This is a genomic window from Yimella sp. NH-Cas1 (genome assembly GCF_022359705.1).
In the GTDB taxonomy this organism is placed as follows: domain Bacteria; phylum Actinomycetota; class Actinomycetes; order Actinomycetales; family Dermatophilaceae; genus Yimella; species Yimella lutea.
Genome location: NZ_JAKSGG010000003.1, coordinates 126486 through 150527, shown reverse-complemented (window position 1 = coordinate 150527; position 24042 = coordinate 126486). Strand labels below are relative to the sequence as shown.

26 protein-coding genes are annotated in these 24042 nt (G+C 67.8%); 17 read left to right on the top strand and 9 right to left on the bottom strand.

The features are described 5' to 3' along the window. Positions 1 to 22: 22 nt before the first annotated feature. Positions 23 to 1702 carry an FAD-binding dehydrogenase gene (locus tag MF407_RS01085; protein WP_239700809.1) on the bottom strand — a complete coding sequence of 560 codons (1680 nt, stop codon included), beginning with the start codon at positions 1700 to 1702 and terminating at the stop codon, positions 23 to 25. A gap of 106 nt (positions 1703 to 1808) precedes the next feature. Between MF407_RS01085 and MF407_RS01080 the strand changes: the two genes are divergently transcribed. Next, positions 1809 to 2789, top strand: coding sequence for a hypothetical protein (locus MF407_RS01080; RefSeq protein WP_129625466.1), 981 nt, complete (start codon positions 1809 to 1811; stop codon positions 2787 to 2789). A 17-nt stretch (positions 2790 to 2806) separates the two neighbouring features. Here MF407_RS01080 and MF407_RS01075 read toward each other — a convergent pair whose 3' ends face one another. Genes MF407_RS01075 through MF407_RS01065 form a run of 3 tightly spaced genes read right to left on the bottom strand, consistent with a single transcriptional unit; the run spans position 2807 to position 4603 of the window. Continuing rightward, complete coding sequence (locus tag MF407_RS01075) at positions 2807 to 3439, bottom strand: hypothetical protein (RefSeq protein WP_239700805.1); 633 nt, start codon at positions 3437 to 3439, stop codon at positions 2807 to 2809. A gap of 49 nt (positions 3440 to 3488) precedes the next feature. Beyond that, on the bottom strand, positions 3489 to 4157 hold the full coding sequence (locus MF407_RS01070; protein WP_129625464.1) for a histidine phosphatase family protein: 669 nt from the start codon (positions 4155 to 4157) through the stop codon (positions 3489 to 3491). After that, the gene (locus MF407_RS01065) at positions 4148 to 4603 is read right to left on the bottom strand and encodes a hypothetical protein (RefSeq protein WP_239700802.1); all 456 of its coding nucleotides are present in this window, start codon (positions 4601 to 4603) and stop codon (positions 4148 to 4150) included. Before MF407_RS01065 ends, MF407_RS01070 begins: the two co-directional genes overlap by 10 nt. A gap of 38 nt (positions 4604 to 4641) precedes the next feature. Here MF407_RS01065 and MF407_RS01060 point away from each other — a divergent pair, with 38 nt between their 5' ends. Next, on the top strand, positions 4642 to 4812 hold the full coding sequence (locus MF407_RS01060; RefSeq protein ID WP_168990216.1) for a hypothetical protein: 171 nt from the start codon (positions 4642 to 4644) through the stop codon (positions 4810 to 4812). 66 nt (positions 4813 to 4878) lie between these two features. On the opposite strand, the gene MF407_RS01055 is transcribed toward MF407_RS01060, so the two are convergent. Beyond that, on the bottom strand, positions 4879 to 6063 hold the full coding sequence (locus tag MF407_RS01055; protein ID WP_129625463.1) for a helix-turn-helix domain-containing protein: 1185 nt from the start codon (positions 6061 to 6063) through the stop codon (positions 4879 to 4881). A gap of 126 nt (positions 6064 to 6189) precedes the next feature. Here MF407_RS01055 and MF407_RS01050 point away from each other — a divergent pair, with 126 nt between their 5' ends. The 3 genes from MF407_RS01050 to MF407_RS01040 are packed head-to-tail and all read left to right on the top strand — an operon-like array spanning position 6190 to position 9349. Next, a complete protein-coding gene (locus MF407_RS01050) occupies positions 6190 to 7245 on the top strand; it encodes a ferredoxin reductase (RefSeq protein WP_129625462.1) in 1056 nt (351 codons plus the stop codon). A gap of 23 nt (positions 7246 to 7268) precedes the next feature. Continuing rightward, entirely contained in the window at positions 7269 to 8546 is a 1278-nt protein-coding gene (locus MF407_RS01045) for an acyl-CoA desaturase (RefSeq protein ID WP_239700799.1), read from the top strand. A 17-nt stretch (positions 8547 to 8563) separates the two neighbouring features. Next, positions 8564 to 9349: a low temperature requirement protein A gene (locus tag MF407_RS01040; RefSeq protein WP_345770813.1), complete on the top strand. Its 786-nt coding sequence runs from the start codon at positions 8564 to 8566 to the stop codon at positions 9347 to 9349. Between the two features lie 52 nt (positions 9350 to 9401). On the opposite strand, the gene MF407_RS15770 is transcribed toward MF407_RS01040, so the two are convergent. Further along, positions 9402 to 10763 carry a helix-turn-helix domain-containing protein gene (locus MF407_RS15770; protein WP_239700797.1) on the bottom strand — a complete coding sequence of 454 codons (1362 nt, stop codon included), beginning with the start codon at positions 10761 to 10763 and terminating at the stop codon, positions 9402 to 9404. A 615-nt stretch (positions 10764 to 11378) separates the two neighbouring features. Between MF407_RS15770 and MF407_RS01030 the strand changes: the two genes are divergently transcribed. The 6 genes from MF407_RS01030 (at position 11379) to MF407_RS01005 (ending at position 15906) form a co-directional block, all read left to right on the top strand. Then, a complete protein-coding gene (locus tag MF407_RS01030; RefSeq protein ID WP_239700794.1) occupies positions 11379 to 12545 on the top strand; it encodes a glutathione-independent formaldehyde dehydrogenase in 1167 nt (388 codons plus the stop codon). Position 12546: 1 nt separating this feature from the next. Then, positions 12547 to 13116, top strand: coding sequence for a type 1 glutamine amidotransferase domain-containing protein (locus MF407_RS01025; protein WP_239700792.1), 570 nt, complete (start codon positions 12547 to 12549; stop codon positions 13114 to 13116). Next, positions 13113 to 13415, top strand: a complete 303-nt coding sequence (locus tag MF407_RS01020) for an antibiotic biosynthesis monooxygenase (RefSeq protein WP_075818624.1) — start codon at positions 13113 to 13115, stop codon at positions 13413 to 13415. The genes MF407_RS01025 and MF407_RS01020 overlap by 4 nt, the downstream gene beginning before the upstream one ends. A 142-nt stretch (positions 13416 to 13557) precedes the next feature. Next, entirely contained in the window at positions 13558 to 14682 is a 1125-nt protein-coding gene (locus MF407_RS01015; protein WP_239700790.1) for an FAD-dependent oxidoreductase, read from the top strand. A gap of 181 nt (positions 14683 to 14863) precedes the next feature. After that, positions 14864 to 15337 (top strand): hypothetical protein, encoded by a 474-nt coding sequence (locus MF407_RS01010; RefSeq protein WP_115921368.1) that lies wholly within the window; start codon positions 14864 to 14866, stop codon positions 15335 to 15337. Positions 15338 to 15645: 308 nt separating this feature from the next. Further along, complete coding sequence (locus MF407_RS01005; protein WP_239700789.1) at positions 15646 to 15906, top strand: hypothetical protein; 261 nt, start codon at positions 15646 to 15648, stop codon at positions 15904 to 15906. A 96-nt stretch (positions 15907 to 16002) separates the two neighbouring features. Here MF407_RS01005 and MF407_RS01000 read toward each other — a convergent pair whose 3' ends face one another. Further along, the gene (locus MF407_RS01000) at positions 16003 to 16674 is read right to left on the bottom strand and encodes a response regulator transcription factor (protein ID WP_129625455.1); all 672 of its coding nucleotides are present in this window, start codon (positions 16672 to 16674) and stop codon (positions 16003 to 16005) included. Between the two features lie 151 nt (positions 16675 to 16825). Here MF407_RS01000 and MF407_RS00995 point away from each other — a divergent pair, with 151 nt between their 5' ends. Further along, entirely contained in the window at positions 16826 to 17563 is a 738-nt protein-coding gene (locus MF407_RS00995; protein ID WP_239700787.1) for a transglycosylase family protein, read from the top strand. Between the two features lie 77 nt (positions 17564 to 17640). Here MF407_RS00995 and MF407_RS00990 read toward each other — a convergent pair whose 3' ends face one another. Next, on the bottom strand, positions 17641 to 19407 hold the full coding sequence (locus MF407_RS00990; protein ID WP_129625453.1) for a long-chain-acyl-CoA synthetase: 1767 nt from the start codon (positions 19405 to 19407) through the stop codon (positions 17641 to 17643). A gap of 195 nt (positions 19408 to 19602) precedes the next feature. Between MF407_RS00990 and MF407_RS00985 the strand changes: the two genes are divergently transcribed. Further along, the gene (locus MF407_RS00985) at positions 19603 to 21192 is read left to right on the top strand and encodes an ATP-binding cassette domain-containing protein (protein WP_239700785.1); all 1590 of its coding nucleotides are present in this window, start codon (positions 19603 to 19605) and stop codon (positions 21190 to 21192) included. Between the two features lie 58 nt (positions 21193 to 21250). Here the strand turns inward: MF407_RS00985 and MF407_RS00980 are convergent, their stop codons facing one another. Beyond that, positions 21251 to 21862, bottom strand: coding sequence for a maleylpyruvate isomerase family mycothiol-dependent enzyme (locus MF407_RS00980; RefSeq protein ID WP_239700783.1), 612 nt, complete (start codon positions 21860 to 21862; stop codon positions 21251 to 21253). Between the two features lie 91 nt (positions 21863 to 21953). Here MF407_RS00980 and MF407_RS00975 point away from each other — a divergent pair, with 91 nt between their 5' ends. The 4 genes from MF407_RS00975 to MF407_RS00960 all read left to right on the top strand — a co-directional run bounded on the left by MF407_RS00975 (position 21954) and on the right by MF407_RS00960 (position 24003). After that, positions 21954 to 22826, top strand: a complete 873-nt coding sequence (locus tag MF407_RS00975) for a DUF692 domain-containing protein (protein ID WP_239700781.1) — start codon at positions 21954 to 21956, stop codon at positions 22824 to 22826. Further along, on the top strand, positions 22813 to 23232 hold the full coding sequence (locus MF407_RS00970) for a hypothetical protein (RefSeq protein ID WP_129625448.1): 420 nt from the start codon (positions 22813 to 22815) through the stop codon (positions 23230 to 23232). The genes MF407_RS00975 and MF407_RS00970 overlap by 14 nt, the downstream gene beginning before the upstream one ends. 208 nt (positions 23233 to 23440) lie before the next feature. Then, entirely contained in the window at positions 23441 to 23644 is a 204-nt protein-coding gene (locus MF407_RS00965) for a CopG family transcriptional regulator (protein WP_129625447.1), read from the top strand. Continuing rightward, complete coding sequence (locus tag MF407_RS00960) at positions 23641 to 24003, top strand: type II toxin-antitoxin system death-on-curing family toxin (protein WP_129625446.1); 363 nt, start codon at positions 23641 to 23643, stop codon at positions 24001 to 24003. The genes MF407_RS00965 and MF407_RS00960 overlap by 4 nt, the downstream gene beginning before the upstream one ends. Positions 24004 to 24042 lie beyond the last annotated feature (39 nt).

Below are 24042 nucleotides of genomic sequence, written 5' to 3'. Positions count from 1 at the left end.
CTGCCACTGCTCGACCGCCGGTTCAGCCCACCCGACGAGCGAGTGACAGGCCGGCCGCTCGTCCGGAGAAGATGCAACCACCGAGGAACGTGCCCTCGAGCGCGTTCTTCCCGTGGACGCCGCCTCCTCCGAACCCGGCCGCTTCGCCGGCGGCGTACAACCCTTCGATCGGGTTGCCGTCGCTGCCGAGCACCCGCGACTCGAGGTCGGTCTGGATGCCGCCGAGCGTCTTGCGGGTCAGGACGCTCAACTTCACGCCGATCAACGGACCGTGCTTGGGGTCGAGCATTCGGTGCGGAGCGGTGACGCGGCCGATCTTGTCGCCGCGGTAACTGCGGGCGTTGTGGATGGCGTTGACGGAGAAGTCCTTGGAGTACTTGTTGCCGATCTCGCGGTCACGTGCTTCGACCTGGGCCGTGACGACATCGACGTCGAGCAACGGTTCGTCGGTCAGCGCGTTCATCTTCGCGACGAGCTCGGGGAGGGTGTCGGCGGTGACGAAGTCCTCGCCGTTGTCGACGAACGCCTGCACCTCGCGCTGCGTGCCCTTGGCCACGCGCGACTTCAACACCGCCTTCACGTCCCTGTCGGTGAGGTCGCGGTTCTGCTCCGAGCCCGACAGAGCGAACTCCTTGGCGATCATCGTCGTGGTGAGGATGAACCATGAGTGGTCGTGCTGCTCGATGCCGGGCGTCGTGCGCAGGTAGCGCAGCGTGCCGAGCGTGTCGTAGGAGGGGAAGAACGGTGCGGGCAACTGGCGCCCGAGCGCGTCGAACCACATCGGCGAGGGTGCGGACAGGATGCGGATCGCGTGGTTCGGCCACACCGGGTCCCAGTTGTGGATGCCCTCGACGTAGTGCCACATGCGGTCACGGTTGACCAGGCGACCGCCCGCCTCGGCGGTGATCTCGATCATGCGTCCGTCGACGTGTGCAGGGACGCCGGTGATCATGCGCTTGGGCGGCATGCCGAGACGCTCCGGCCAGAACTTGCGGACGAGTTCGTGGTTTCCGCCGATGCCGCCGGACGCCACCACGACCGCCTGCGCGGTGAACTCGAAGTCGCCGATCTCGTCCCGGTTGCTCGACACACCACGTTCACAGGAGTCGGGCGCGAGGACGCGTCCGCGGACGCCGGTGACGGCGCCGCCCGAGGTGACCAGGCCGTCCACACGGTGCCGGTGGGCGAAGGTCACCAGGCCTTTCTGCGCTCCCTCACGGGCCAGGTCGATGAACGGCTTCGCGATGCCCGTGCCGGTGCCCCACGGCACGTGGAACCTGGGCACCGAGTTGCCGTGCCCGGTCGCGCGGCCGTCGCCCCGCTCGGCCCAACCGACCATCGGTGTGAACTTCACGCCTTTGCCGGTGAGGTACTCGCGCTTGATCGACGACGCGAACTCGACGTACGCGCGTCCCCATTGTTTGCCCCAGTGGTCTTCGTCGTGCTCACCGTCGAGGCGATCCCATTGCGCGCTGCCCTGCCAGTCCTGCCAGGCAAGATCGAAGGAGTCCTTGACGCCCATCCGCTTCTGTTCGGGTGAACCCACCAGGAAGATGCCGCCGAACGACCACCAGGCCTGACCACCGAGGTTGGCTTCGTTCTCCTGGTCGACCACGAGCACCTTGCGGCCCGCGGCGACCAGTTCTGCGGTGGCCACCAGACCGGCGAGCCCGGCTCCCACGACGATGACGTCAGCGTCCATCACGACAACTCCTACTGTTGGGTAGTGACGAAGTTAGTCGCCCAGGACTGATCGCGGGAGTCGTTCGTCCTAATCGATCGTCCTGATGCCCAACTAGATTGGGCGCATGGACGACGCGCCCACCCTGCACGCTGCGATCGATGAGCTCTACTCCGGCGACCCGGCCGAGTTCATCGCGACCCGCAAGCGGTTGGTGGCGCAGATCCGGAAGGCGGGCGACAAGGAAGTGGCGCAGACCGTCGGTGGGTTACGTCGTCCCTCGGTGGCAGCGGACGCGGTCAATCACCTTGCCCGGCAGCAGGATCCACCGGACATCCCGGCGCTGCGCGAACTCGGTGAGCGGATGCGCGAGGCGCAGGGGCGGATGGACGCCGCCACCCTGAAGAAGCTGGGTGCCGAGCGGTCCGAACTCATTGCACAACTGCTCGCCGACGCGGAACCGCATGGGGCCGGTACCGCTTCGGCCAAGGATCAATTGACGCAGACCTTCACCGCTGCGCTCGCCTCGCAGGAGGCGGAGGACGCCGTGTGCAGCGGCAACCTGGTGAACCCGTTGTCCTACAGCGGTTTCGGCGATGTCGAGGTGGACGAGGCGGTCGCCGTGCCCTTGCGCGAACTGCAGCAGGCACGGTTGGCCGAGATCGCCGAGCGGGACGCCGCACGTGCAGAACGCCCGCTGCGCTCGGTGGGGTCCGACGAACCGGCCGAACCCGAAGATCAGCCGGACGAGGCACCGGCCGCGGACGAACCCACACACGAGGAGCCCACGGAGGACGCGCCCACCGAGGAAGCGCCCGACGACGCCGAGCCGTCCGACGGGCCCGAGGACGCTGCCGAGGAGACCCCCGAGGAGGAGACTCCTGACGAGGAGGCAGAGAAGCCGACAGAATCGGCGAAACCAGCTGAGAAGGAACCGGTTTCGTCCGAAGATGCACAACGCGTCGTCGAACAACTGAAAGACCTGGAGCACCAGGCGCAGGAGGCGGTCGACGCCGCGCGCGAGGCACTGGCGGCTGCCAAATCACACGCGGCGGCGGTCACCAAGGCTCGCCAGGACGCCGAGGACCTGCTCGACTCACTCGGCTGAGTGACGACGAGCCGCAGTCAGACCTTGATCTTGCTCAGGCAGTAGGTACGCATCTTCTGGGCGTCGGAGTTGAAGTTCTTGGTCGACACGGTCTGTCGGCGGACGCGCGCGGTGGCCATGTCGTCGAAGTCCTTCGCGACCGCCCAGACCAACGGGGTGAACTGCTTGTCGCCCGGCGTCTTGGTGAGCGTGCGCAGGTAGGTCGCAGTCTGGCGGAAGCCCTTCGCAGCGTTGTCGAGCTGCGTGCTGTCCTTGGAGCGAACAGCGGCGTTCCAGTCGTTGACCGCACTGTTCGACCGCGAGTTCGCGTTGATGCACGACTTGACCAACGTCGGCGAGGCGGCCGGCTTGGACGAGGTGGCCGACGGCTTGGACGACTGACTCGAGGCGGGACTCGAGGAAGCGGCGGAGGTCGGAGCGCTCGATGACGAACTCGCCGGGGCGGACGACGTCGCAGCACTCGAGGGAGTCGAGGTGGCCGAGGTGGTGGTGGACGAACTCGTCGATGAGCTCGTCAATGAGTTCGTCGTTGACCTTGAGGATGAACTCGAGGAGTTGTCGTCACCGCTGTTGCACCCGCCGAGGGCGAGAGCACCGACCACGAGAACGGCCGTCGGGGCGGCCGCCCGGCCGCGTCGTGCGTACGTCATCCGAACACCATGCAACGCGCCGCCCACGCCCGCCAAATCAGCGAATCCGTCAGTCCTCGTCGAACGGGTGCCCGGTCGGACCGTCGTAGGGGTCTGGGTCGTGCGGGCCGGTACCGGCGAGCGCGGTGCCGAGCCAGGACACGACGCTCCACCCATCGTCCGAATCACCTTCCAGCACAACGATTCCGGTGTTGGGTAGTGGTTCTACGGCGAGGTCGGTGTCCTTGATGTTGTCGGCGCGCTGGTAGGTCCAGAAACGGATCACCGCACCGTGGCTGACCATCACCGCAGTGCGCGCACCGGATGCCTCGATGCGCGCGACGCTGTCGTCATAGCGGTCCAACACTTCGTGACCGGTCTCGCCGCCGGGGACCCGCTGGTCGAGGTCACCTTCGGCCCAGTCACCCAGCAGCTTGAGGTAGGCGTGGATGCTGTCGGGGTCGGTGCGCTTCTCCAGCTCGCCGGCCTGGATCTCGTGCGTGCCGGGGAGCGCCTGCGGCTCGATGCCCAGGTGCTCGGCCAGCGGTGCGATGGTCTGCTTGGTGCGCAGGGCGCGACTGGTCCACAACCCGTCGATCTGTTCCCCATGCAACGCCGCCGGGATGGCTTCCGCCTGCTCGACGCCACGGTCGGTCAGACCGGGCCCGGGAAGAGTGGTGTCGAGCGAACCTTGCACGTTGGCCGGCGTCTCGCCGTGCCGAATCAGGATCAGCCGCATGGGTCCATTCTCACCATGGACCTGACCGGGACGTGAACGCACTGTGAGCTGAGACGAAGAACAGGCGGCGTCAGCGTCCCGGCTTCGCCGTGGCGTAGGCGTCCAGCTTGCCCGATCCGGCGGCCGGCGTTCGTCATCCTGGTGGAGTCACCCGAGCGCAGTTCGCGGTCGAGCCGGCGCAGTTCGTCGATGCTGATCCCGACCTTGCGTGCGCCCGCCACCGACTCGGCCGACAACAGGTCGATCTGCGGCGCGGCGAGCTTCCCGCTGCGTTGAGTTGTGGCGGCGGCTGTCACACGCATCGCAGAACCGATCAGAGTCGGCGACAGGGCCGCCGCGTAACCCTGATTGCCCGCGACGTTCGGGTGGTAGGACTCCTCGATCGGATTCGATAACCCGTTCACCCACTCGACGCTGTCGCACCCGGTGGGTGTCGAACGCTGCACGGACGTCGACCGTCTTGAACCCGCGGTTCGCCGCCTTCGTGAGTAGCAGCGTGTCGAGCTGGTCGGTGGCGGCATTGAGTGACTCCTGGGGTGAGAACCAGGTGAGCGCGTTGCAGTCCTCACCGTTGAACAGCCGCGGATATCCGGTGAACGCCACCGGCGGCAAGTGCTGCGACGCAGGTGAGGGCGGCAGAGGCGAGGACGCGTGAGGTGGCCACGTGCCAAGCGTGGCGATGTCCGGGTCAAGCCGTCACCGCCTGATCGTCAATTCTCGGTTACGAATGCCGAGCGCGCAGCACCAGTTCGAGTTCGAACCGGGACTGCGGATCCTCCAGGGCGTCGCCGAACAGTTCGCGCAGTTGCCCGAGCCGGTAACCGACCGTCTGCGGGTGCACGTGCAGTTCCTCGGCGATCTTCTTGCGCTCGCCGCGCCAGCGCAGCCAGGCTTCCAACGTCTCCAACAGACGCTCGCGCTGCGTCTCGCCGGCCTCGTCGAGAGGTGCGAGTCGACGCTCGGCCAGGTCCGCCACCAGTTCACGCTGCGAGGCGAGCACCACGTCGACCACGTGGTCGACGACCCACCGCGGTTCATCGACCGACGGAACTCCGAGTGTCTGCATCGTTGCGCGCAACGACTCGTTCACCGCTGTCCAGGGGCGCCCCGGGCCGAGCCAGGCACTGCGTCCCGCGAGCGCCAACTCGAGTTCGCGGTGAGCGGTGGGCGTGCTCGGCTCAGGCACGATAGCGACGGCTTGCCCCCCGCGAGCGGACGCGAGCGCCCGATCACCCAGGCGCAATCGCAGGCCCTCCGCGTTCTCCAGCGGCACAACCAGCGCGATCAAGCGGTCCGGGATCACCCAACCGGCACGCGCCGCCAACCGACGCACCTCGATCTCGTCCACGCGAGTGGACAGCAACGAGTTCAGCAGGGCTGCACGGGCGCGGTCCCGCTCCCCCATCTGCCGGGACTGTTCCTCGGCGAAGCCCTCGACGCTCGCCGCCGAGATCTCGTCGAAGTACACGAAGATCGCTTCGCCGACATTGAGCAGGACGCGCGCGTCGAGTCCGGCCTCGAGCGCTGCTTCGCTCACGCTGCGCAGCGTGAGGCGGGCGCCGAGCCGGTAGGCGGACAGCAGGGCTTCCAGCGAACGACCGGTGCGCGCCTCGCCGATGCCGAGCGTCCGATAGATCGCACGGCCCTCGGGAGTGAAGGGCGGCTCATCCGTGCCGGGCAGTTCGATCAGCAGACGCTGCAGCGCGGTCTCGACACCACGCCGCACGGCCGCACCGAACTCGCCGTCGAGCGGGCGCGCGTACTCGGTGATCTCACGGGGAATGTTCCTGATGATCGTCGCCACCAATTCAGGGACGACGGGACCGATCGTGGCACTGATCTCAGGCGGCAATTGAGCCCACGGCTGGGGGCGACTCACCCGATCGGGTGTGACTGGTGTGGTCATGAGCGAGCCTCCGAACGAAGAAACGTGCCGTTCCGTCCCATTATTATCACCGGAGCACAGTTTATCGGTCGACATTCTACCTACAGACTCACCGTTTACGCGGACCGCGCCAATCAGAATTGACGTATGGGAGTTCTGAAGGCGATTCATCGTGCCGCGTCCGTCTGGACGTCGCCGGCATCCCCTGAGGACTACCTGCAGATCATCAATCCTCTCGCTTCCGCGCGTCAGCTGCGCGGTGTCGTCACCGAAGTCCGCCGACACGGCACCCGCTCGGCGACCATCTCCTTCCGGCCCGGACGTGGCTGGGAGCCGCACTTGGCTGGGCAATGGGCCCGCATCGGGGTCGAGATCAACGGGGTCCGCCAGTGGCGCTCGTATTCCCTGTCCGCGGCCCAGGGGCACGACCCGGAGATCACCGTCACCGCGATCGGACGCGTGTCGCGCCACCTGGTCGAACACACCAAGACTGCCGACGTTCTGTTCCTCGCTCCCCCGCAGGGTGAGTTCATCCTGCCGACCGGCCCACGCCCGTTGCTGATGATCACCGCGGGCAGCGGCATCACTCCGGTCATGTCGATGCTGCGCACCCTGATCCCGAGGCGCCCCGACGCCGACGTCGTCCTGATCCACTCCGCCCGCAGTGAGGACGATGCACTGTTCATCGACGAACTGCGTACGATGGATCGGCAGTACGCTGGCCTGACCGTCGTCATCCACTTCACCGGCAACAACGGACGTATCGACTTCAGCAACGCGTCCGCGGTCGAGACCGTCTGCCCCGACTGGCGCTCGCGCAAGGCCTACGTGTGCGGCCCCACCGAGTTGCTCGACGACACCGAGAAGCTCTGGGCGAACGCCGGACTCCCGCAGGGCCTGCAGGTGGAGCGATTCGCACCGGCGCTGCTCGCACCGTCCGACACCGACGGTGGCCCGATCACGTTCGCCAAGTCCGACAAGGAAGCCGTCTGCGACGGCTCCACCCCGATCCTCGAGGTCGGCGAAGAAGCCGGCGTCATCATGCCGAGCGGTTGTCGAATGGGCATCTGCCGCACCTGCCTGACTCCCCTCGTCTCGGGTCAGGTGCGCGACTTGCGCACGGGCGAGATCCACGCCGACGAGGGCGAACTCATCCAGACCTGCATCACGGCCGCTGTCGGCCCCGTCCATCTTGAAGTCTGAACCGTTGCACTTCACGAACCCCCTTGATAGTCAGGAGATTTCATGACGATCACCAATGCCTCCGTCATCGAACGTCGCACCGCGATCTACGACGACACCCAGAAGAAGCGCACCGGCGTGCTGCCCACCGAGGGCGGTGCACACAGCGTCCGAAGGCGGCCGCGCACCTCACCGACGAGCAGGTCAACGAACTCGGACGTGAGCTCGACGCGATCCGCGCTTCCGTACTTGCCGAGCGCGGCGCGGACGATGCGGCCTACATCCGCAAGGTCATCAAGGTCGCGCGCACCTGCGACCTCGCCGGACGCACGGCGCTGATCTTCGGCAAGCACAAGCCGATGTTCCTGCTCGGCATTGCCGGCGTCTCCATGGGCAAGATCCTGGAGAACATGGAGATCGGCCACAACGTCCTGCACGGGCAGTGGGACTGGATGCGCGACCCCGACATCCACTCCACCACCTGGGAGTGGGACTTCGTTGCCCCGGCCCGCGGATGGCAGCACACCCACAACGACCTGCACCACACGTACACGAACGTGATGGGCAAGGACCGCGACGTGGGCTACAACATCCTGCGGATCAGCGACGAGCAGCCGTGGCAGAAGCGCGACATCTTCAACCCGATCGTCAACGCCTTCCTCGCGCCGACCTTCGAGTGGGGCATCGCCTCGTATGACCTCGAATGGGACCAGGTGCAGACCGGTGCCAAGTCACGCGAGCAGTTCGACAAGGATCTGGAGGCGCTGAAGGCCAAGGCCGTTCGACAGGTGCTGAAGGACTACATCGCCACCCCGCTGGTCGCCACCCTCACCGGCTCCGGCAAGTGGTCGCTCGCCGGAATGATCGGCGGGAACATGGTGCGCAACGTGTGGGCACACTCGGTGATCTTCTGCGGTCACTTCCCCGACGAGGTCGACGTGTTCACCGAGGACGTGCTCGACGGCGAGACCCGCGGCGACTGGTACATCCGCCAGATGCTCGGATCGGCGAACCTGTCGGGCAGCCCGCTGTTCCACATCCTCACCGGCAACCTGAGCCATCAGATCGAACACCACCTGTTCCCCGACCTTCCCTCGAACCGCTACATCGAGGTGGCGCCGAAGGTGCGCGAGATCTGCGACCGGTACAACCTGCACTACACGACGGGCCCGCTCGGCACCCAGCTCGCACAGACCTGGAAGAAGATCGCCAAGCTGTCGCTGCCGGACGAGTTCTGGGAGCGTCACGAGTCGGGCAAGCCCGGCAAGTGGCAGGTGCTGCGCGACGCGTGGAAGGGCCGCACCACCCCCAAGACCGCCTGAGCGACTGAATCGCCCGGGTGTCATGGGCACAGACTGCGAGCCGCCACGCCGAGCGTCCCCACCCTGCTCGCCGGCCCGGCAGTGCTGGTGGCCGCGGCGTTCTTCGACACGCCGCAACGGGAGTTGCTGTGGATCGTGGCCGCGGTGATGGATCTGTCGGGGCCGGTCCTAGTCGGGACCAACGCCGGCGACGGACTGACGGTTGGAGCGTGACACCTGCCTACTTCGTGGAGCGGCACGGGCTGATCATCATCATCGCGCTGGGTGAGGCGATCGTCGGGGTAGGCGCTGGCGCCGAAGCCGCTCTTGCGCGCCCGAGTGTTGTGACGGCCGTCCTCCTCGCCGTGCTGGTCGCGGCCGGTCTGTGGTGGTCCTACTTCGGTTATCTGCGCGGCGGTGCCGAACGACGGCTGCGCGGCACCACTGGTCGGGAGCGGTCAAGGCTCGCGCGCGACTCCTACAGCTACCTTCATCTGCCGCTCGTGGCCGGGGTGGTGTTCTTCGCTCTCGGGGTGCACGAAGCAGTCGCGGCACCGGGGGAACCACTCCCCCTGTTGCCGGCCCTCGCCCTGGCCGGTGGCGTCGCGGTGTTCTACGTCGGCGACGTCGCCTACCGATGGCGCGACCACCACCAGCTCGCCACAGGTCGCCTGATGGCCGCAGTGGGGGCTGCTTCGCTGATCCCGGTCGCGGTGGTGGCGCCTGCTTTGGCGGCGCTCGCCGGACTAACCCTCGTCTGCTTTCTGCACACCAGCTGGGAACTCTGGCACCACCCGGCGATCGGCCCGGGCGGCGACTCCTGATCGTCCAGTGCCATCGCCGCGCAGACTCTCGCAACTACGGCTTGGGACTACCTCACCGGACGGCGTTTCGAGGGGGCTCGCCGACGGAGGCACGGCGCAGTCGCCACGCGCGTGTCGCCAGGTGGAGGTTGAGTTGTGTCTCGACGTCGTTGAGGTCGTGGCCCGAGATCTCGGTGATGCGGCTGATTCGGTAGCGCAGTGTGTTGCGGTGGATGGTGAGCGTCGTCGACGTGTCGGCGTACTTGCCCCCGTGGTCAAGGTAGGCCGCTAGCGTGGAGACGAGCTCGGTGCCGTGGCGACGGTCGTAGCTCAATAGGTCGCCGAGCCAGTCCCTGATGAGGCGCTCGACTTCCTCAGCGTTGCCGTCGAGGGCGAGCAGCCGGTCTACTCCCAAGTCGGCGTAGGCGATGAAGCCATACGGATTGTGGGACTGCTGACGAGCCCTGAGTGCTCGTCGGGCTTGCTCATAGGCACGTGGGATCTGTTCCGGCGAGTTAGCCGGCTCCCCCTTGGCGATCACACCGTTGGTGTCGCCGTAGGCGCGCGACAAGTCGTTGAACAGGCGGCCCATGTCGACACCTCGATGGGCGAGGACGACGACCAGTCCCCGGTTCCGGACGACCAAACAGGGCAGTCGCTGACGAGCCATGGCCATCCGGAGGTGATCGACGTCGCGGCCGTGCCCGCGGTGACCCCGATCGGAGGACCATGCGCACACGATCAGGTCGTGCGGAACGCCAAGGTCGTGGCCCTGAGCGGATGCCCGGTCCACGGCAACGTCGGCCGGGAGCCCTCCAAGAAGGTCGTCGAGGAGGTCTCGACTCAGTCGGTTCTCCAGTTCATTCATCTCTGCGGCCTGAGCCCTCAGCAGCCCCAGTGCGACGCCCGCGTACCGCAGAGCGAATGATGCGTCGTCTCGGTCTTTGTCCGGTGGCACCTCCAGTTCGATCGTGCCGAGTTCGGGGCGTCCGCCGATGACCTCCTCGAGCGAGGTTCGCTCGAGGACCGGTTGGTACCGGCCGGCAACCGTGATCCGGGTCGTCTCGTGCCCGAATCTGTCCCGCAGCACGACAGCGGAGCCGGTGAGCCGACTGAGTGAGGTGGCCACGTCGAGCTCAGTCCCGGTCGTGGATAGTCGGGCGAACTCCTCAAGCACCCCCTCACGGTGCTGCAGCGCCGCGACGGTGCGCGCCATCTCGTTATTGGCTGCATCGAGTTCGTGGGCGCGTCGGCGGTGGCGCTCGTGCACCTGCGCGTCCGCGAGCGCCGTCCCGAGGAGATCGCCCAACCGTTCGATGACGAACAGTTGTTCGGGGTCGGGCCGGGCGAAGCTGCGAAGGACCAGTTGGCCCGGGGCGCCGTTCAAGACTGCCACAGCCGTCGTCGACGTCCAGGAGTCGCCGTTGTCCTGCACGAACACTCGTTCACCGGTTGAGGGGCTCGGTTCCGCCGGCTTCGTCGGCTCCCCGGGGGCAGGGTGATCCACTCCCGGTCCCGCTGGAAGGTGACGTTAACCAACTGGCAGCCGGTCACCGACTCGACCTCACGCTTCAGGACGTTGATGACCTCGTCCACGTCGTGACGTTGCATCATCGCCATGGACATCACCAGCAGCCCCTCGAGGCCGGTGAGGGCACGCCGCAGATCCAGCTCGCCGGTTGGCACAACGGTTCCGGTTGTGGCGGGCTCGCAGACGGTCATCTCTTGATCCCTGGCCGGCCCGCCCGGGATCCCCCTGTGCCGTAGGGACCCCACAGGTCGTCGCGCTGAGCCACGACGCCTCGGTACATGCAGCACGGACGTATCCCGGGATCCAGTCCGAATCCGTGCGAGCTCATCGGTCCTCGTCAACTCTCGGGGGCAGCGTCGCGCTCACCGTACCCCTTGCCCAGCGCACCCACGGTGGGGAGTTGTGCACTCGAACCAAATCATGCCCCGGGACTTTGGCCTGGTGCGCCCATGAATTCTCGGTGGTCGGCGACGAGTGTGGACTGGTCGGAGTCACCGACACAACGATTGGAGATTCGCCATGAAGGCTGTCGTCTATCAGGGACCCAAAGATGTCGCGGTCACGGACGTTCCGGACGCCGAGATCGAACGGCCCACCGATGTGCTGGTCAAGGTCACAACCACCAACATCTGCGGCTCGGACCTGCACATGTACGAGGGGCGGACCTCCTTCGAGAAGGGCCGGACGTTCGGCCACGAAAACATGGGAGAGGTGGTGGAGATCGGCAAGGGAGTAGAGAAGATCAAGGTGGGCGACCGGGTCGTGCTGCCCTTCAACATCTCGTGCGGGTTCTGCAAGAACTGCGAGCGCGGGCTCACGAACTACTGCCTGACAACGCAACCTGACCCGTCGGCCGCCGGTGCGGCCTACGGCTTCGCCGAAATGGGCCCGTACGGCGGCGGGCAGGCAGAACTGCTCCGGGTGCCCTTCGGCGACCACAACGCGCTGCGCCTGGGTGAAGACGCGCAGGACAAGGAGAACGACTACGTCATGCTCTCCGACATCTTCCCCACCGGCTACCACGCCACCGAGATGGCCGGCGTGATCCCGGGCGACAGCGTCGTGATCGCCGGGGCCGGCCCCGTGGGACTGATGGCCGCCCTGTCCGCGACGATCAAGGGCGCCGCAAAGGTGATGGTGGTCGATCGCCACCCCGACCGGCTCGCGCTGGCCGAGCAGATCGGAGCGATCGCCATCGACGACTCCAAGGTCGACCCCGTGCAGGCTGTGCTGGACGAGACCATGGGGCTCGGAGCCGACCGTGGCTGCGAGTGTGTCGGCTATCAGGCCCACGACCCTGAGGGCAACGAAGACCCGGCTGCCACCTTGAACATGCTCATCAACTCGGTCCGGTTCACCGGCGGGATCGGCACCGTCGGCGTGTTCGTCCCCGAGGACCCGGGGGCCAAGAGCGAATTGGCCAAGCAGGGCAAGGCGGCCATCGACTTCGGCACCCACTGGTTCAAGGGACAGACCATGGGCAACGGTCAGTGCCCGGTCAAGAGGTACAACCGCCGGCTGCGAGACCTCATCGCGGCTGACAAGGCGAAGCCGTCCTGGATCGTCTCCCACGAGATATCGCTGGACCAGGCTGCCGACGCCTACAGGAACTTCGACTCCAGGTCCAAGGGTTGGACCAAGGTCGTCATCAAGCCCGGCATGTCAAACGGAAAGAAGGCAAACTGATATGGCAGCAGATCTCCAGGGCAAGAGGGTCGCGATCCTCGCCGCCGACGGCGTCGAGCGCGTTGAGCTCGAGCAACCCCGCGAAGTACTGGACCGCGCGGGCGCTCAGACCGAGGTCCTCTCGATCCACGACGGCGAGATCAAGGCCCGTAAGAACGACCTGGATGAAGCGGGCACGTTCACCGTCGACGGGCTGGTCGCCGACGCCTCGGTGGGCGACTACGACGCCCTGCTGCTTCCCGGCGGCACGGTTAACCCCGACCAGCTCCGGGTCGACGAGGACGCCGTTTCCTTCGTCCGCGACTTCGTCGAGAGCGACAAGCCAGTGGCGGCGATCTGTCACGGGCCGTGGACGTTGATCGAGGCCGGCGTGGCCGTCGGTCGCACCCTGACGTCGTACCCGAGCATTCGCACCGACCTGCGCAACGCCGGCGCTGACGTCGTCGACCAGGACGTGGTGATCGACAAGAATCTCATCACCAGCCGCTCGCCGGAGGACCTGCCGGCGTTCTCCGAGGCGATAGTGTCCCAACTCGCAGGCACCACGACAAAGGAAGAGGAGAAGTCATGAGTGTGACCAAGGGATTGCTGGTCAGGTTTGACGCGTTGCCCGGCAAGGAGGACGACGTGAAGGAGTTCCTTGACAGCGGCCGTGCGCTTGTCGAGGACGAGCAGGCGACCACTGCGTGGTTCGCGATCCGCCTCGGGCCGACCTCGTTCGGGATCTTCGACGTGTTCCCCGATGACGCCGGACGTGACGCCCACCTGTCCGGCCCTGTTGCGGTAGCTCTCGGCGAGCAGACCGGCACGTTGTTCTCCGAACCGACGATCGAGAAGCTCGACGTGCTGGGCTCCAAACTCCCCGCCTGACACCACAAACTGGGCGTACTGGCCCAGGCAAGGAGGGGTCGCTGCGCGCGCTGACTTCGGGCTTACACAGCCCGCTGACGTCGTGGCAGCGGCCCCTTCTCTTGCCGTCAATCGCTCATCACCAACAGATCGAGGAACCGCGATGACAGGAACTGACGACGGCGTTGCCACGACGCGTTCACCCGAGGTAGCAGTGATCGGGGGCGGGATCGTCGGTCTGTCGACGGCGTACGCGCTGCGAGAGCAGGGCGTGCCGGTGCGCTTGTACGAGGCTGGTCTGCCCGGGACGGGTCAGTCCGCAGGCGAGTCGCGGATCTTCCGGCACGCCCACGACGACCCGCGACTCGTCGCTTTCGCGCGCGAAAGCCGCGGCGTATGGGATGAGTGGGCCGAACACTTCGACGTCGAGCTGGTCTCATCAGACGGTGTCGTGGCGATCGGAGACAGCGCCCTCGCGCGGCTGCGGGTGCTGGACCAGGTCGGCGGCGTGGAAGCACGCGAGATCGACGCGGCCGAGGTCGCCCAACGGATGCCGCTGCTCGCTGGGTACTCGGGGCCGGCGGTGCTTGACGAGTCGGGCGGCGCGATCCGCACCCGCGCCGCGATCACGGCACTCACGGGTGCCCTCGCAGATGCGATCACCACTGGTGAGGTCATCTCCATCGATCCCCGCGCCGACGGGACGGTCGAGGTGCGCAGCGTCACCGACCGGGCTGTCTACTCCAAGGTGGTCGTGTGCGCCGGCCGCGAAACCGCCCGCCTGGCACGCAGCGTCGGCCTGTCGCTGCCGGTTCGCCTTGCCGCACACGTCCGGCTGACCTTCGAGGTGAAAGCCGCCGCCCCGGCACGAGTCGCGTGCCTGCAGGACAGCAGCGGCGTCTTCGGCGAAGTCGGCGTCTACGCGACGCCGCTACCGGGCAACAGCAGCTATTCGGTCGGACTCAGCGACACCGTCGGCGTCCGCGACGACGGAACTTTCATCGACCCGGCGGCGATTCGATCGCTGGACGAACGCGCACGCGACTACGTGACACGAGCGCTGCCCGGTCTCCACCCAGAGCCGCGCGACTTCCTTCACTGCTGGGTGACCGACCTCCCGTGGAGTGAGGACGGCGTGGCCGTGTGGGAGGCAGGCTCTGTCTTTTTTGTGGCCGGTCACAATCTGTTCAAGCAGGCACCGGCGCTGGGTCGCGCTCTTGCCCGGGCTGCGACCGGCGGCGGTCTCCGCGACGAGCTCACGCCCGAAGCGCGCCTCGGCGAAGCCTAGGATTAGCGGGTCTGCGGCGCGGCACGCGGCGAGCACCTCCCGGCGTCCGGGCACTTCGCGGTGGGGACCTGCCAGGCCGCGGTCGACGTGCGCCTCGGATCACGCTGCCCGAAGCGCCATCGACGAGCGTCTGGGATCTAGTGTGTTTTGTTGTCCAGTCATCCACCATGAGGAGTAGTCCATGAACCTGACACAGATGCCGCTGCGCGTCACCACCGGCGCCTTCATCCTCAACTCCGGGGTCGGCAAGCTGAAGGTCGACGAGGGCACGGCCGCGTTTCTGCACAACGGCGCGAAGACCGCCTACCCCGGCGTCTTCGACTCGATGGACCCGAAGACGTTCTCAAAGGTGTTGTCCTACAGCGAAATTGGAGTCGGCGCGCTGCTTCTTGCTCCGATGGTTTCCCCTGTAGTCGCCGGCGCGGCGCTGACCGGCTTCGGCGCGAGTCTGGTTCGGATGTACCTCAAGACCCCTGGTATGACCCAGTCCGACGGCATCCGTCCGACCCAGGAAGGCACCGGCGTGGCGAAGGACGTTTGGCTCGTCGGTGCCGGCCTGACCTTGCTCACCCAAGGCCTGACCTCGGCGACCAAGGCGGGCGCCAAATCGGTCGGCCGCGGTGTTCGACAGGTCACCCCGTTCGTCGAGAGCTGACTCCCCCGAGCTCGACGTCCCGCAAGGCTCGACCTGACAGCGTCAACAACGACGTGCGTGCGGCCGGGGCGACGAGCGCGAACATCGTCCAGGCTGCGCCGAGCGCAACGGCTCGGCGCAGCGCGGACTGATCGTCCGGTGCAGCGCTGCTCCGGCACGCGCACACCGATGGCGAAGATCGCGGGCAGTCCGGGCGCCCAAGATCAACCCGGCGAACTTGGACGCCGCGCAAGACGCTGAAAACGCGCATCGCGCAGTCGTAGTCTTCGCACAGGAAGTGCATAGACACCGTCGGCAGTCTCTTCTTCATGAACACCGCAGCCACCAACTCACTGTCCACCTCAAAGCGCGTCGGGCGCGGTGTTCTTGCCGCGACCTGCGTCGCACTCGTCGGGGCGTCGGTCATGCCGGCCGCCCAGGCCAAGGAAGCCGGGGTGAAGACGACCAACTACGCCGTCGTCTCCCCGGCGCCCGTCGTCTCGGCCGTCTCCCCCACCGACCTGCCACGCCGTGACGGGAGGTCGATCACCTACCGGGTCGGTACCGACGGCACTTTGCGCGCCGTCTGACCCATAGACCCCGGCCGATGCCGTCTTCTCCTTCAGCTCCGTCCGGTCATCGAAATCAGGACCCTCCGCCCCAGCAGGCGGAGGGGCCTTCGATGTTCAGCTCGCCCGCAGGCGATACCCGGCACCGCGGACGGTCTGCAGATCGTCGCGCCCGAACGGACGGTCGATCTTGCGGCGCACATGGCTGACGCCCTGGTCGACCACGTTCGAGCGACCCAGATAGGCGATGTCCCAGACGCCGTCGAGCAGGAACTCGCGGCTGAGCAACCGGCCGGGGTGTCGCATGAACACCTCGAGCAGGTCGAATTCCCTTGGTGAGAGCTTGAGTTCGTGGTCGTCGCGCCAGGCCCGGCGCTCCTGCGGTTCGACGCGGAGGGTGCCCACCTCGAGCGACGGACCGGCCGGCGGAGTTGCCCGGCGCACGATCGCCCGCAGCCGCGCATCGAACTCACGGGCGCTCACCGGCGAACACAACAGGTCGTCGGCGCCGGCGTCGAGCACCCGCACAACGTCGGTGTCGTCGGCGACCGCAACGAGCACCACGACGGGGATGCGGTCGGGGTTGCCGCCGAGCTCGGCGACGGTGGCGAGGTCGTCGAGTCCGGGTCGATCGCAGCAGATGACGACCGCATCGATACTCCCGATTCCGCTGTGCCACAGCGCAATAGACGACTCGGAAGTGCTGTCGACCTCGTGGCCGCGATTCTCCAGCGAGGCGTGCAGGCGCGGGCCGACGGCGCCGGATCGGTCCAGGACGAGCAGTTTCATGGCCGCGACGGTAGGAAGACGGACTGTCCGATCACTGTGGACGCCGTTGGTGCCACGTGTACACCCGCACAGGGAGTCATCAGAGAACGGACATCTGCGCGAGTGCACCCTCGTCACCGTCCCCAGAACCTACGAGAGCAAGGACACCACCATGAAGGACACCACGAAGCGGACGCTCTCCTGGCGCCGCGCCGCGATCGGCGGCACCGTCGGCCTCGCCCTGCTCGGCGTCGCCGCAGCGGTAGCGCCCGCCCAGGCGGCCACCGTGCCCGACGTGCTCGCGAAGATCCGCTACTGCGAGAGCGGCAACAACTACCAGGCCCAGAACTCCAGCAGCTCCGCGTCGGGCGCCTACCAGTTCCTCACCAGCACCTGGCAGTCGCTGTCGGCAAGCGCCGGCTACGCCACGGCGAAGTCGGCGCCCGCGTCGGTGCAGGACGCCGCGGCGATCGAGCTCTACAACGCGCAGGGCACCGCACCGTGGGCCGCGTCGCAGTCGTGCTGGGCGTCCCTCGGCGCGGTGCCGACCACGTCGACGGGCTCGACCGGCTCGACCGGCTCGACCGGCTCGACAGGGTCGACAGGGTCGGCCACCGGCACCTCGACGAGCACGGGCACGACGACGGCCGGCACCACGTCGACGGGCTCATCCACCGCGTCTACCACTCGCGACGCCGACCGGGCGCACGGCGCACCGGCACGCAGCAGTTCACGCCCGGCTCCGCTCACCGCCAAGAAGGTGAACACCACTGCGGCGCAGGGAAAACGGGCCGATCACGACGGTGACGGCAAGCGCGACTGCGGCTCAAAGCCGGCCGGCAAGTCGGCCTCCACGGCGAGCGCGCGCAGCACTGCACACTCCTCCGCACACACCGTCGCGGCGCGCTGACCCCTTCCGCTGCGACCGAAAACGGCAGCCGGCCCCGGGCGATCAGCCGGGGCCGGCTTGTCGTGTCTCGAGTTCGGTCAGCCGGCAGTGCCAGCCACGATCGCGTCGGTGTAGCCGTCGTAGATCGGCACGTAACCCTCGTCCTTGGTGAGCACGTACACTGCCTCGTCACCGTCGGCGAAGCCGAGGTTGCGCAACTCGACCTTGCGCGACTTGAAGGTCGAGGTGTGTTCGAGCTCGTTGACCAGTCGCACGAACAGAGGCCGCGCATAGGCCGGGAGCTGCGAGCGCACGTGCTCCGCGAGCGCTGCACCGTCGAAGGCCTCACCGTCGGGCAGCACGACCGCAGCCATACCGGCCTTGCCGTCGCACCCCGGCACCTCCACGCCGTAGACCGTCGACTCGACCACCTGAGCAGACCCGGCAAGCGCCGCCTCCACCTCGGTGGTGGCGACGTTCTCGCCCTTCCAGCGAAAGGTGTCGCCGAGCCGGTCGACGAACGCAACGTGCGTGAGCCCCTGATTGCGCACCAGATCACCGGTGTCGAACCAGCAGTCTCCGTCCTTGAATCCCCCGCGCAGCAGCTTCTTCTCGGTGGCGGCGTCGTCGGTGTAGCCGTCGAACGGCGCGCGGTCGGTGACCTTGCTGAGCAGCAGCCCGACCTCGCCCGTCTTCACCGACGTGAGGCGCCCGGCGTCGTCGCGGGTGGCTGCACCAGTCTCGGGGTCGTAGGCCACGACCTTGTAGGGCAGCGGGCAGGTGCCGGCGGTCTGCCCGATGTTGAACGCGTTGATGAAGGCGATGTTGCACTCGGACGCGCCGTAGAACTCCGCGATGCGCTCGATGCCGAAGCGCTGCTGGAAGGCGTCCCAGATGTCCGGACGCAGACCGTTGCCGACAACGACCCGGATCCCGTGGTCGCGGTCGTCCGACTTCTCCGGCTGGGCAAGCAGGTAACGGCACAGTTCGCCGATGTAGACGAAGGCGGTTGCGTCGTAGGCGCGACACTCGTCCCAGAACTTGGTGGCCGAGAACTTCGGCGACACCGCGAACGCTGCGCCGCCCGCGAGCACTGCGCCGAGCGCAACCGTCACCGCGTTGTTGTGGTACAGCGGAAGGGCGCAGTAGAGCGTGTCGGTCGGGCGCAGGCGCACCCCGAGCGCTCCCAGACCGGAGTACGACTTCAGCCAACGGTAGTGCGTCATCACCGACGCCTTCGGCATGCCAGTGGTGCCGGAGGTGAAGATCAGCAGCGCCCGCTCCTTGGCCCTGACCTGCTCGGCCGACGCGGGGTTCTCGCTCGGGCGGCCCTCGGCCAGACCGGCCAGCTGCGAATAGAGGATCACGTTCTGCTCGTGAGCGATCTCGCCGGCACTCGCGAAGTCCTCGAGCAGGTTGTCAGCCATCACGATGAGTGCTGCGTCGAGCGTCCGCAGGCTGTGCGCGAGCACCTCGCTGCGCTGGTTGTAATTGATGAGGCCCGCAACGGCACCGAGCTTCACCACGGCGAGGATGACCAGGACGTTCTCGACGTCGTTGGCCGAGTTCACACCCACGACGTCGCCGTGGCCGACGCCGCGCTCGGCGAACAGGTGGGCGTACTGGTTGATCAGCGCATTCGCCTCGCGATAGGTGAGCGTGCGGCCCTCCCCCTTGAGGAACGGACGGTCGGGGTGGCGTTCGACGGTGCGCTGAAACTGCTGGCCGATGGACGCAGTGTGCGTCGGCTTACGCAGCAGCAGACCGGGCGCCTCACGAGCCAACATCGGCAGGTCGGGGGCGAAACCGAGCAGGCCTTTGCTGATGTCGGTCAAACCGACGCGGCGGCGAGTGGCAGGACTCATGTGACTCTCCTCACGAATGACCGGGACAAGGTTAGCCAGGTTTGCTACCCACTGGTAACGAGCCGTCCCACGAAAACCGGTTGGCCCGCTCCGATCTCGTCCTTCAGACTGGATGCACCATGGAGAACTGATCGGATCATCGCCCCGCTCGCGGCCCTGCCCGGCGGCGCACCATGCCGACCCCTCCGAGGGCTCATGCCAGCCAACTCCTCCCCCTCTCTCCTCCTCGAGGATCTCGCCGTCACCTACGACGGACGGTGGATCCTCGACGGCATCTCCCTGGCCGCGTCCGCCGGCAACCGCGTCGGGCTGGTCGGCGAGAACGGCTCGGGCAAGTCGACGCTGCTGCGCCTCGCCGCTGGTGTCGAGCCGCCGACCCGCGGCGCGGTGCACGCACCGGCAGATCTGGGCTACGTCGCGCAGGACGGCGGACTCGATCCGGAGCACACGATCGCCCGGGTGTTACACGACGCGCTCGCGCCGCTGCACGCCGCGGTACGCGAACTCGAAGAGCTGGCAACCGGATTGGATCAACCCGGCGCCGCCGATCGATACGACGAGGTGCTCGCGTGGGCCACCCGTCATGACGCCTGGACGGCGACCGCGCGGGCCGAGCGCGCCGCCGCACTCCTCGGTCTCGAGCAGTTATCCCACGACCGGCGCGTCGGGACGCTCTCGGGTGGGCAGCGTGGACGGCTCGCCCTTGCCGCGCTGCTCGCACGCCGGCCCGACTGCATGCTGCTCGACGAACCGACCAATCACCTCGACGACACGGCCCTCACCTTCCTTGAGGAAGAACTGCGCACGATGAGCGGCGTCGTCGTCGCGGCGAGCCACGACCGCACCTTCCTGGACGGCGTGTGCACCTCGATCGTCGACCTCGACCGCACCCACTTCGGCACCGACGGCGAAGGCGGCCGCAGCTACACCGGCAACTACAGCGACTACCTCGCCGAGAAGGCCCGGTCGCGGGCGCGCTGGCAGGAGGCGTTCGAGGCGCAACAGGAGGAGCTGAACGAACTTCGCGCCACCGCCCGCACCACCAATCTCGATGTGGCCCACGACCGTCCGCCCAGGGACGGCGACAAGTTCATCTACGCGTTCAAGGGGTCGCGGGTGCAGGCCACGGTGTCGCGGCGCAGACGTAACGCAGAGCAGCGCATCGCGGCGATCGAGCGGGCGCGCATCAGCAAGCCACCGAAGACCCTGCGGTTCGGCGGCACGTTCTCGGCCGACGGCGCGGGGTGGGTGTCGGCGCGTGACGCCGCCGTGGCCGGCCGCTTCCGGATCGGGCGGCTCGACATGTGCGCCGGTGAACACTGGCTGATCACCGGGGCCAACGGCTCGGGCAAGTCGAGCCTGCTCGCGGCGATCGCGGGCGAGCTCGCCCTGGGTCACGGCACGCTCGAGGTGTCGGCCCGGCGAATCGGATTCCTTCGTCAGGAGATCAGCTTCGCCGAACCGCACCTCACCCCGCTGCAGGCGTACGGCGACGACGAGTCGCAGCCCGGCCTGGACGCCCTCGGGCTACTGCCGCCGCGCGACGCCCGCAGGCCGATCGGACAGCTCAGCCTCGGCCAGCAGCAGCGCCTCGCGCTGGCGATGCTCATCGCGGGGCGCCCCGACCTGGTGCTGCTCGACGAGCCGACCAACCACCTCTCGCTCGGGCTGGTCGAGGAACTGGAGGCGGCACTGCTCGACGCCCCGGCGACGGTGCTCGTGGCCAGCCACGATCGGTGGTTGCGGTCGCAGTGGAGCGGGCCGACGGTGCGACTGGGGTCGTGAGTTGGTGCAGGAGCGGGACCTCGAGCCCCCGCTCACCTGACCACCTCCCGCACCGACGTCAGATCAGCGCGAGCCCCGGGCCGCTCAACGCACCTTCACGCGGTGCCCGCCGCGTGGCCACCATCAGCAACTCGAGCGCGGGGCCGCGCAACTCCGGTCCCTGCCCGATCGCCAGATCGGCATCGTCGGCCACGAAGCGCACCCTCTTGGCGAGCGACTTCGTGCCGTCGAACGCATGAGGCGTGCGCAGTTGGTAGCCGATGGCCGGCACGATCGCGGCGACGGGATACTCGCGGACAATGCCAAGCGGGCGCCGGATGTCCTCACCGTGGGCGATCTCCTCGACCAACCGGCTCGCCAGCGGTGCGGGCGGGGTGTCGGTGCGCTCGGCCACCGCACGCAGTCGCTCGAGAGTCGCCTGCGGCGTGGCCCCCTTGGCGGCGCGCAGGCCGGTGTCGTTCTGCCGGTGGAAGTTGCCCCGGGCCTTCACCATCGCCTTGACCAGTCGCCAGGTGGTCGCCGTGGCGTTGTCGACGAGGTGTGCGGCGACGTCGTGCACCGTCCACCCGTCGGCCAGCGAGGGCGCCTGCCAATGCGCGTCGGTGAGGCTCGAGAGGTCGTCGACGAGGGCGTGCCGTTCGGCGTGGACGAGGTTCCAGATGTCGCTCATGACTCCAGCCTCACATGTCGCCCTGACGGTGGCTGCCGGCACGGTCTCGCCGTCCGCCTCGCGGAGTTGGTTGCGACCTACCATCGGACCCATGAAGCCGATGCCGAACGGAACCGCGATCGCCTGGCGGGCGCCCATCGCCCCCGACCTCGCCGACCTCGCCGCGCAGGGACGGCTGCAGTTCACCGAGGTGGTGGCCGAGAACGTCGATCCCGACCGTCCGCCGGCCGCCTTGATGACCCTTGCCGAGCACGTCACGGTGATCCCGCACGGGGTCAGCCTGGGCCTTGCCGACGCCTCCACCCCTGATCCCGCTCGGCTGCAACGACTTTCGTCGCTCGCGATGCTCTTCGACGCGCCACTGGTGAGCGAGCACCTCGCGTTCGTGCGGGCCGCCGGGACGCCTGATTCGTTGCACGGCGATGTGCTCGAGGCAGGCCACCTGATGCCGCCACCGCGCACCCGCCGGATGCTCGACGTCGTGGTCGAGAACATCGAGATCGCGCAGGCGCAGCTGCTGGTGCCACTCGCCATCGAGAACATCGCCGCCCTGCTCAGCTGGCCCGAGGACGAGTTCGACGAGCCGGATTTCCTCGGCGAGATCGTGCGCCGCACCGGCGTCCGGGTGGTGCTCGACGTGGCCAATCTGCACGCGAGCGCGATCTCGCGCGGCACGGATGCCCACGCGGACCTACTTCGCTTCCCGCTCGACGCCGTCGCCTACGTGCACGTCGCCGGCGGCACCGAACGCGACGGTCTCTACATCGACACCCATGCCCACCCCGTGCCCGACGCGGTGTCGGAGCTGTTGAGTGCCTTTGTTGCACATCGGATTTCGTGCGGCGCCCCGGTGCCGGGCATCATGCTCGAACGGGACGCCGACGTGCGGGCCGAAGCGGTGCTGCACGACCTCGACCGGATCGACCGCGCCGTCGCCCGGGGAGTCGCCCGTGTCGGCTCGTGACGAACTGGCCGCGCGCCAGAGCGGGGTCGTCGGCGAACTGCTGCGCGGTCGCACGCCCGAGGGTTTCGACGAACTACGCTCCCGCCACACCGGTCGCATCCTCGCGATGAAGCGGGTCGACGGCATGACCCACGTGCGACCCGAGATCGCATTGCTCCCCCGCTGGCGAGACCGCGCGATCGCCTTCGTGCTGGCGACACCGGCGGGCTCGTGCGCCCACTGGGACGCCGAGATGTTCGTGGAATGGGTACGCGACCGCCCGACCGCGGACGACGGTGACTGGGTGGTGCTCGACGACCTCCGCGCCGGGCGGCGACGTATAGCAACGGTCGAGATGGCTACGCGTCGGCACCTGGTGTGGAGTCGGCGCGGACGCCTCCACGCCCTGCCTGCCCTGCCGAACTGAGCCTCGGGGGCCTGCGCTGCGGCGGCAAGGCCGTTTCGCATATCTGAGAGTCGAGCGGGAGGCCGGGACCGATCAATACCGCTGCCCCCGTCGTGACGCAATCGTGAGCCACCGCATCGACGGACGGTCACGTCGCGTCCACGGGTCGCCGCGGCGCCCTCCCGCTTTCGGTGCACAATGGTGATACCACATTGATACCATCATCCGCATGGCGATGACACTGCGACTGTCCGAAGCAGACGAGCGCGTCCTGGCGATGCTGGCAGAGGCCGACGGCATCAGCCGCCAGGAAGCGACGATCCGTGCGATCCACGAGGTCGCCGCTCGACGGGGCCATGAGCGGCGTGTCACCGACGCTTCCGCTCGCGCCCGGGCCCGTTACGCCGACGTCCTCGACCGCCTCGGGAAGTGACCGAGTTCCTGACGCTCGAGGATCTGCTCGGTCTCGTCGACGATCTCGGCGTCGGGCCGTTGCGGGACGTAGGTCTGCTCGAAGCGGCGGCGCACCGACCGACGACGGTGCTGTGGGGGCGCGAGGCGTATCCGACGCTGGAGGAGAAGGCGGCTGCGCTGCTGGAGTCCCTGGTCGGCAACCACCCACTGGTCGACGGCAACAAGCGACTCGGCTGGCTCGCCACCGTCGTCTTCCTCGATCTCAACGGCGCCTGGATCGAGGCTCCCGACGACGATGCGTACGACCTCGTCATCGCCACCGCGGCCGGGCGGATCGAGCTGCCCGACATCGCCGCAGCGCTCACCCGCTGGCACTGACCGCGTCGCCGTCGCCCACCGAGCGCCGCCGGTCAGCGA

Bases quoted from the DNA above. Each gene is read 5' to 3' on its own strand.
- MF407_RS01085 (WP_239700809.1), bottom strand. From the start codon at position 1,702: ATGGACGCTGACGTCATCGTCGTGGGAGCCGGGCTCGCCGGTCTGGTG.
- MF407_RS01080 (WP_129625466.1), top strand. From the start codon at position 1,809: ATGGACGACGCGCCCACCCTGCACGCTGCGATCGATGAGCTCTACTCC.
- MF407_RS01075 (WP_239700805.1), bottom strand. From the start codon at position 3,439: ATGACGTACGCACGACGCGGCCGGGCGGCCGCCCCGACGGCCGTTCTC.
- MF407_RS01070 (WP_129625464.1), bottom strand. From the start codon at position 4,157: ATGCGGCTGATCCTGATTCGGCACGGCGAGACGCCGGCCAACGTGCAA.
- MF407_RS01055 (WP_129625463.1), bottom strand. From the start codon at position 6,063: ATGACCACACCAGTCACACCCGATCGGGTGAGTCGCCCCCAGCCGTGG.
- MF407_RS01050 (WP_129625462.1), top strand. From the start codon at position 6,190: ATGGGAGTTCTGAAGGCGATTCATCGTGCCGCGTCCGTCTGGACGTCG.
- MF407_RS01030 (WP_239700794.1), top strand. From the start codon at position 11,379: ATGAAGGCTGTCGTCTATCAGGGACCCAAAGATGTCGCGGTCACGGAC.
- MF407_RS01025 (WP_239700792.1), top strand. From the start codon at position 12,547: ATGGCAGCAGATCTCCAGGGCAAGAGGGTCGCGATCCTCGCCGCCGAC.
- MF407_RS01020 (WP_075818624.1), top strand. From the start codon at position 13,113: ATGAGTGTGACCAAGGGATTGCTGGTCAGGTTTGACGCGTTGCCCGGC.
- MF407_RS01015 (WP_239700790.1), top strand. From the start codon at position 13,558: ATGACAGGAACTGACGACGGCGTTGCCACGACGCGTTCACCCGAGGTA.
- MF407_RS01010 (WP_115921368.1), top strand. From the start codon at position 14,864: ATGAACCTGACACAGATGCCGCTGCGCGTCACCACCGGCGCCTTCATC.
- MF407_RS01005 (WP_239700789.1), top strand. From the start codon at position 15,646: ATGAACACCGCAGCCACCAACTCACTGTCCACCTCAAAGCGCGTCGGG.
- MF407_RS01000 (WP_129625455.1), bottom strand. From the start codon at position 16,674: ATGAAACTGCTCGTCCTGGACCGATCCGGCGCCGTCGGCCCGCGCCTG.
- MF407_RS00995 (WP_239700787.1), top strand. From the start codon at position 16,826: ATGAAGGACACCACGAAGCGGACGCTCTCCTGGCGCCGCGCCGCGATC.
- MF407_RS00990 (WP_129625453.1), bottom strand. From the start codon at position 19,407: ATGAGTCCTGCCACTCGCCGCCGCGTCGGTTTGACCGACATCAGCAAA.
- MF407_RS00985 (WP_239700785.1), top strand. From the start codon at position 19,603: ATGCCAGCCAACTCCTCCCCCTCTCTCCTCCTCGAGGATCTCGCCGTC.
- MF407_RS00980 (WP_239700783.1), bottom strand. From the start codon at position 21,862: ATGAGCGACATCTGGAACCTCGTCCACGCCGAACGGCACGCCCTCGTC.
- MF407_RS00975 (WP_239700781.1), top strand. From the start codon at position 21,954: ATGAAGCCGATGCCGAACGGAACCGCGATCGCCTGGCGGGCGCCCATC.
- MF407_RS00965 (WP_129625447.1), top strand. From the start codon at position 23,441: ATGGCGATGACACTGCGACTGTCCGAAGCAGACGAGCGCGTCCTGGCG.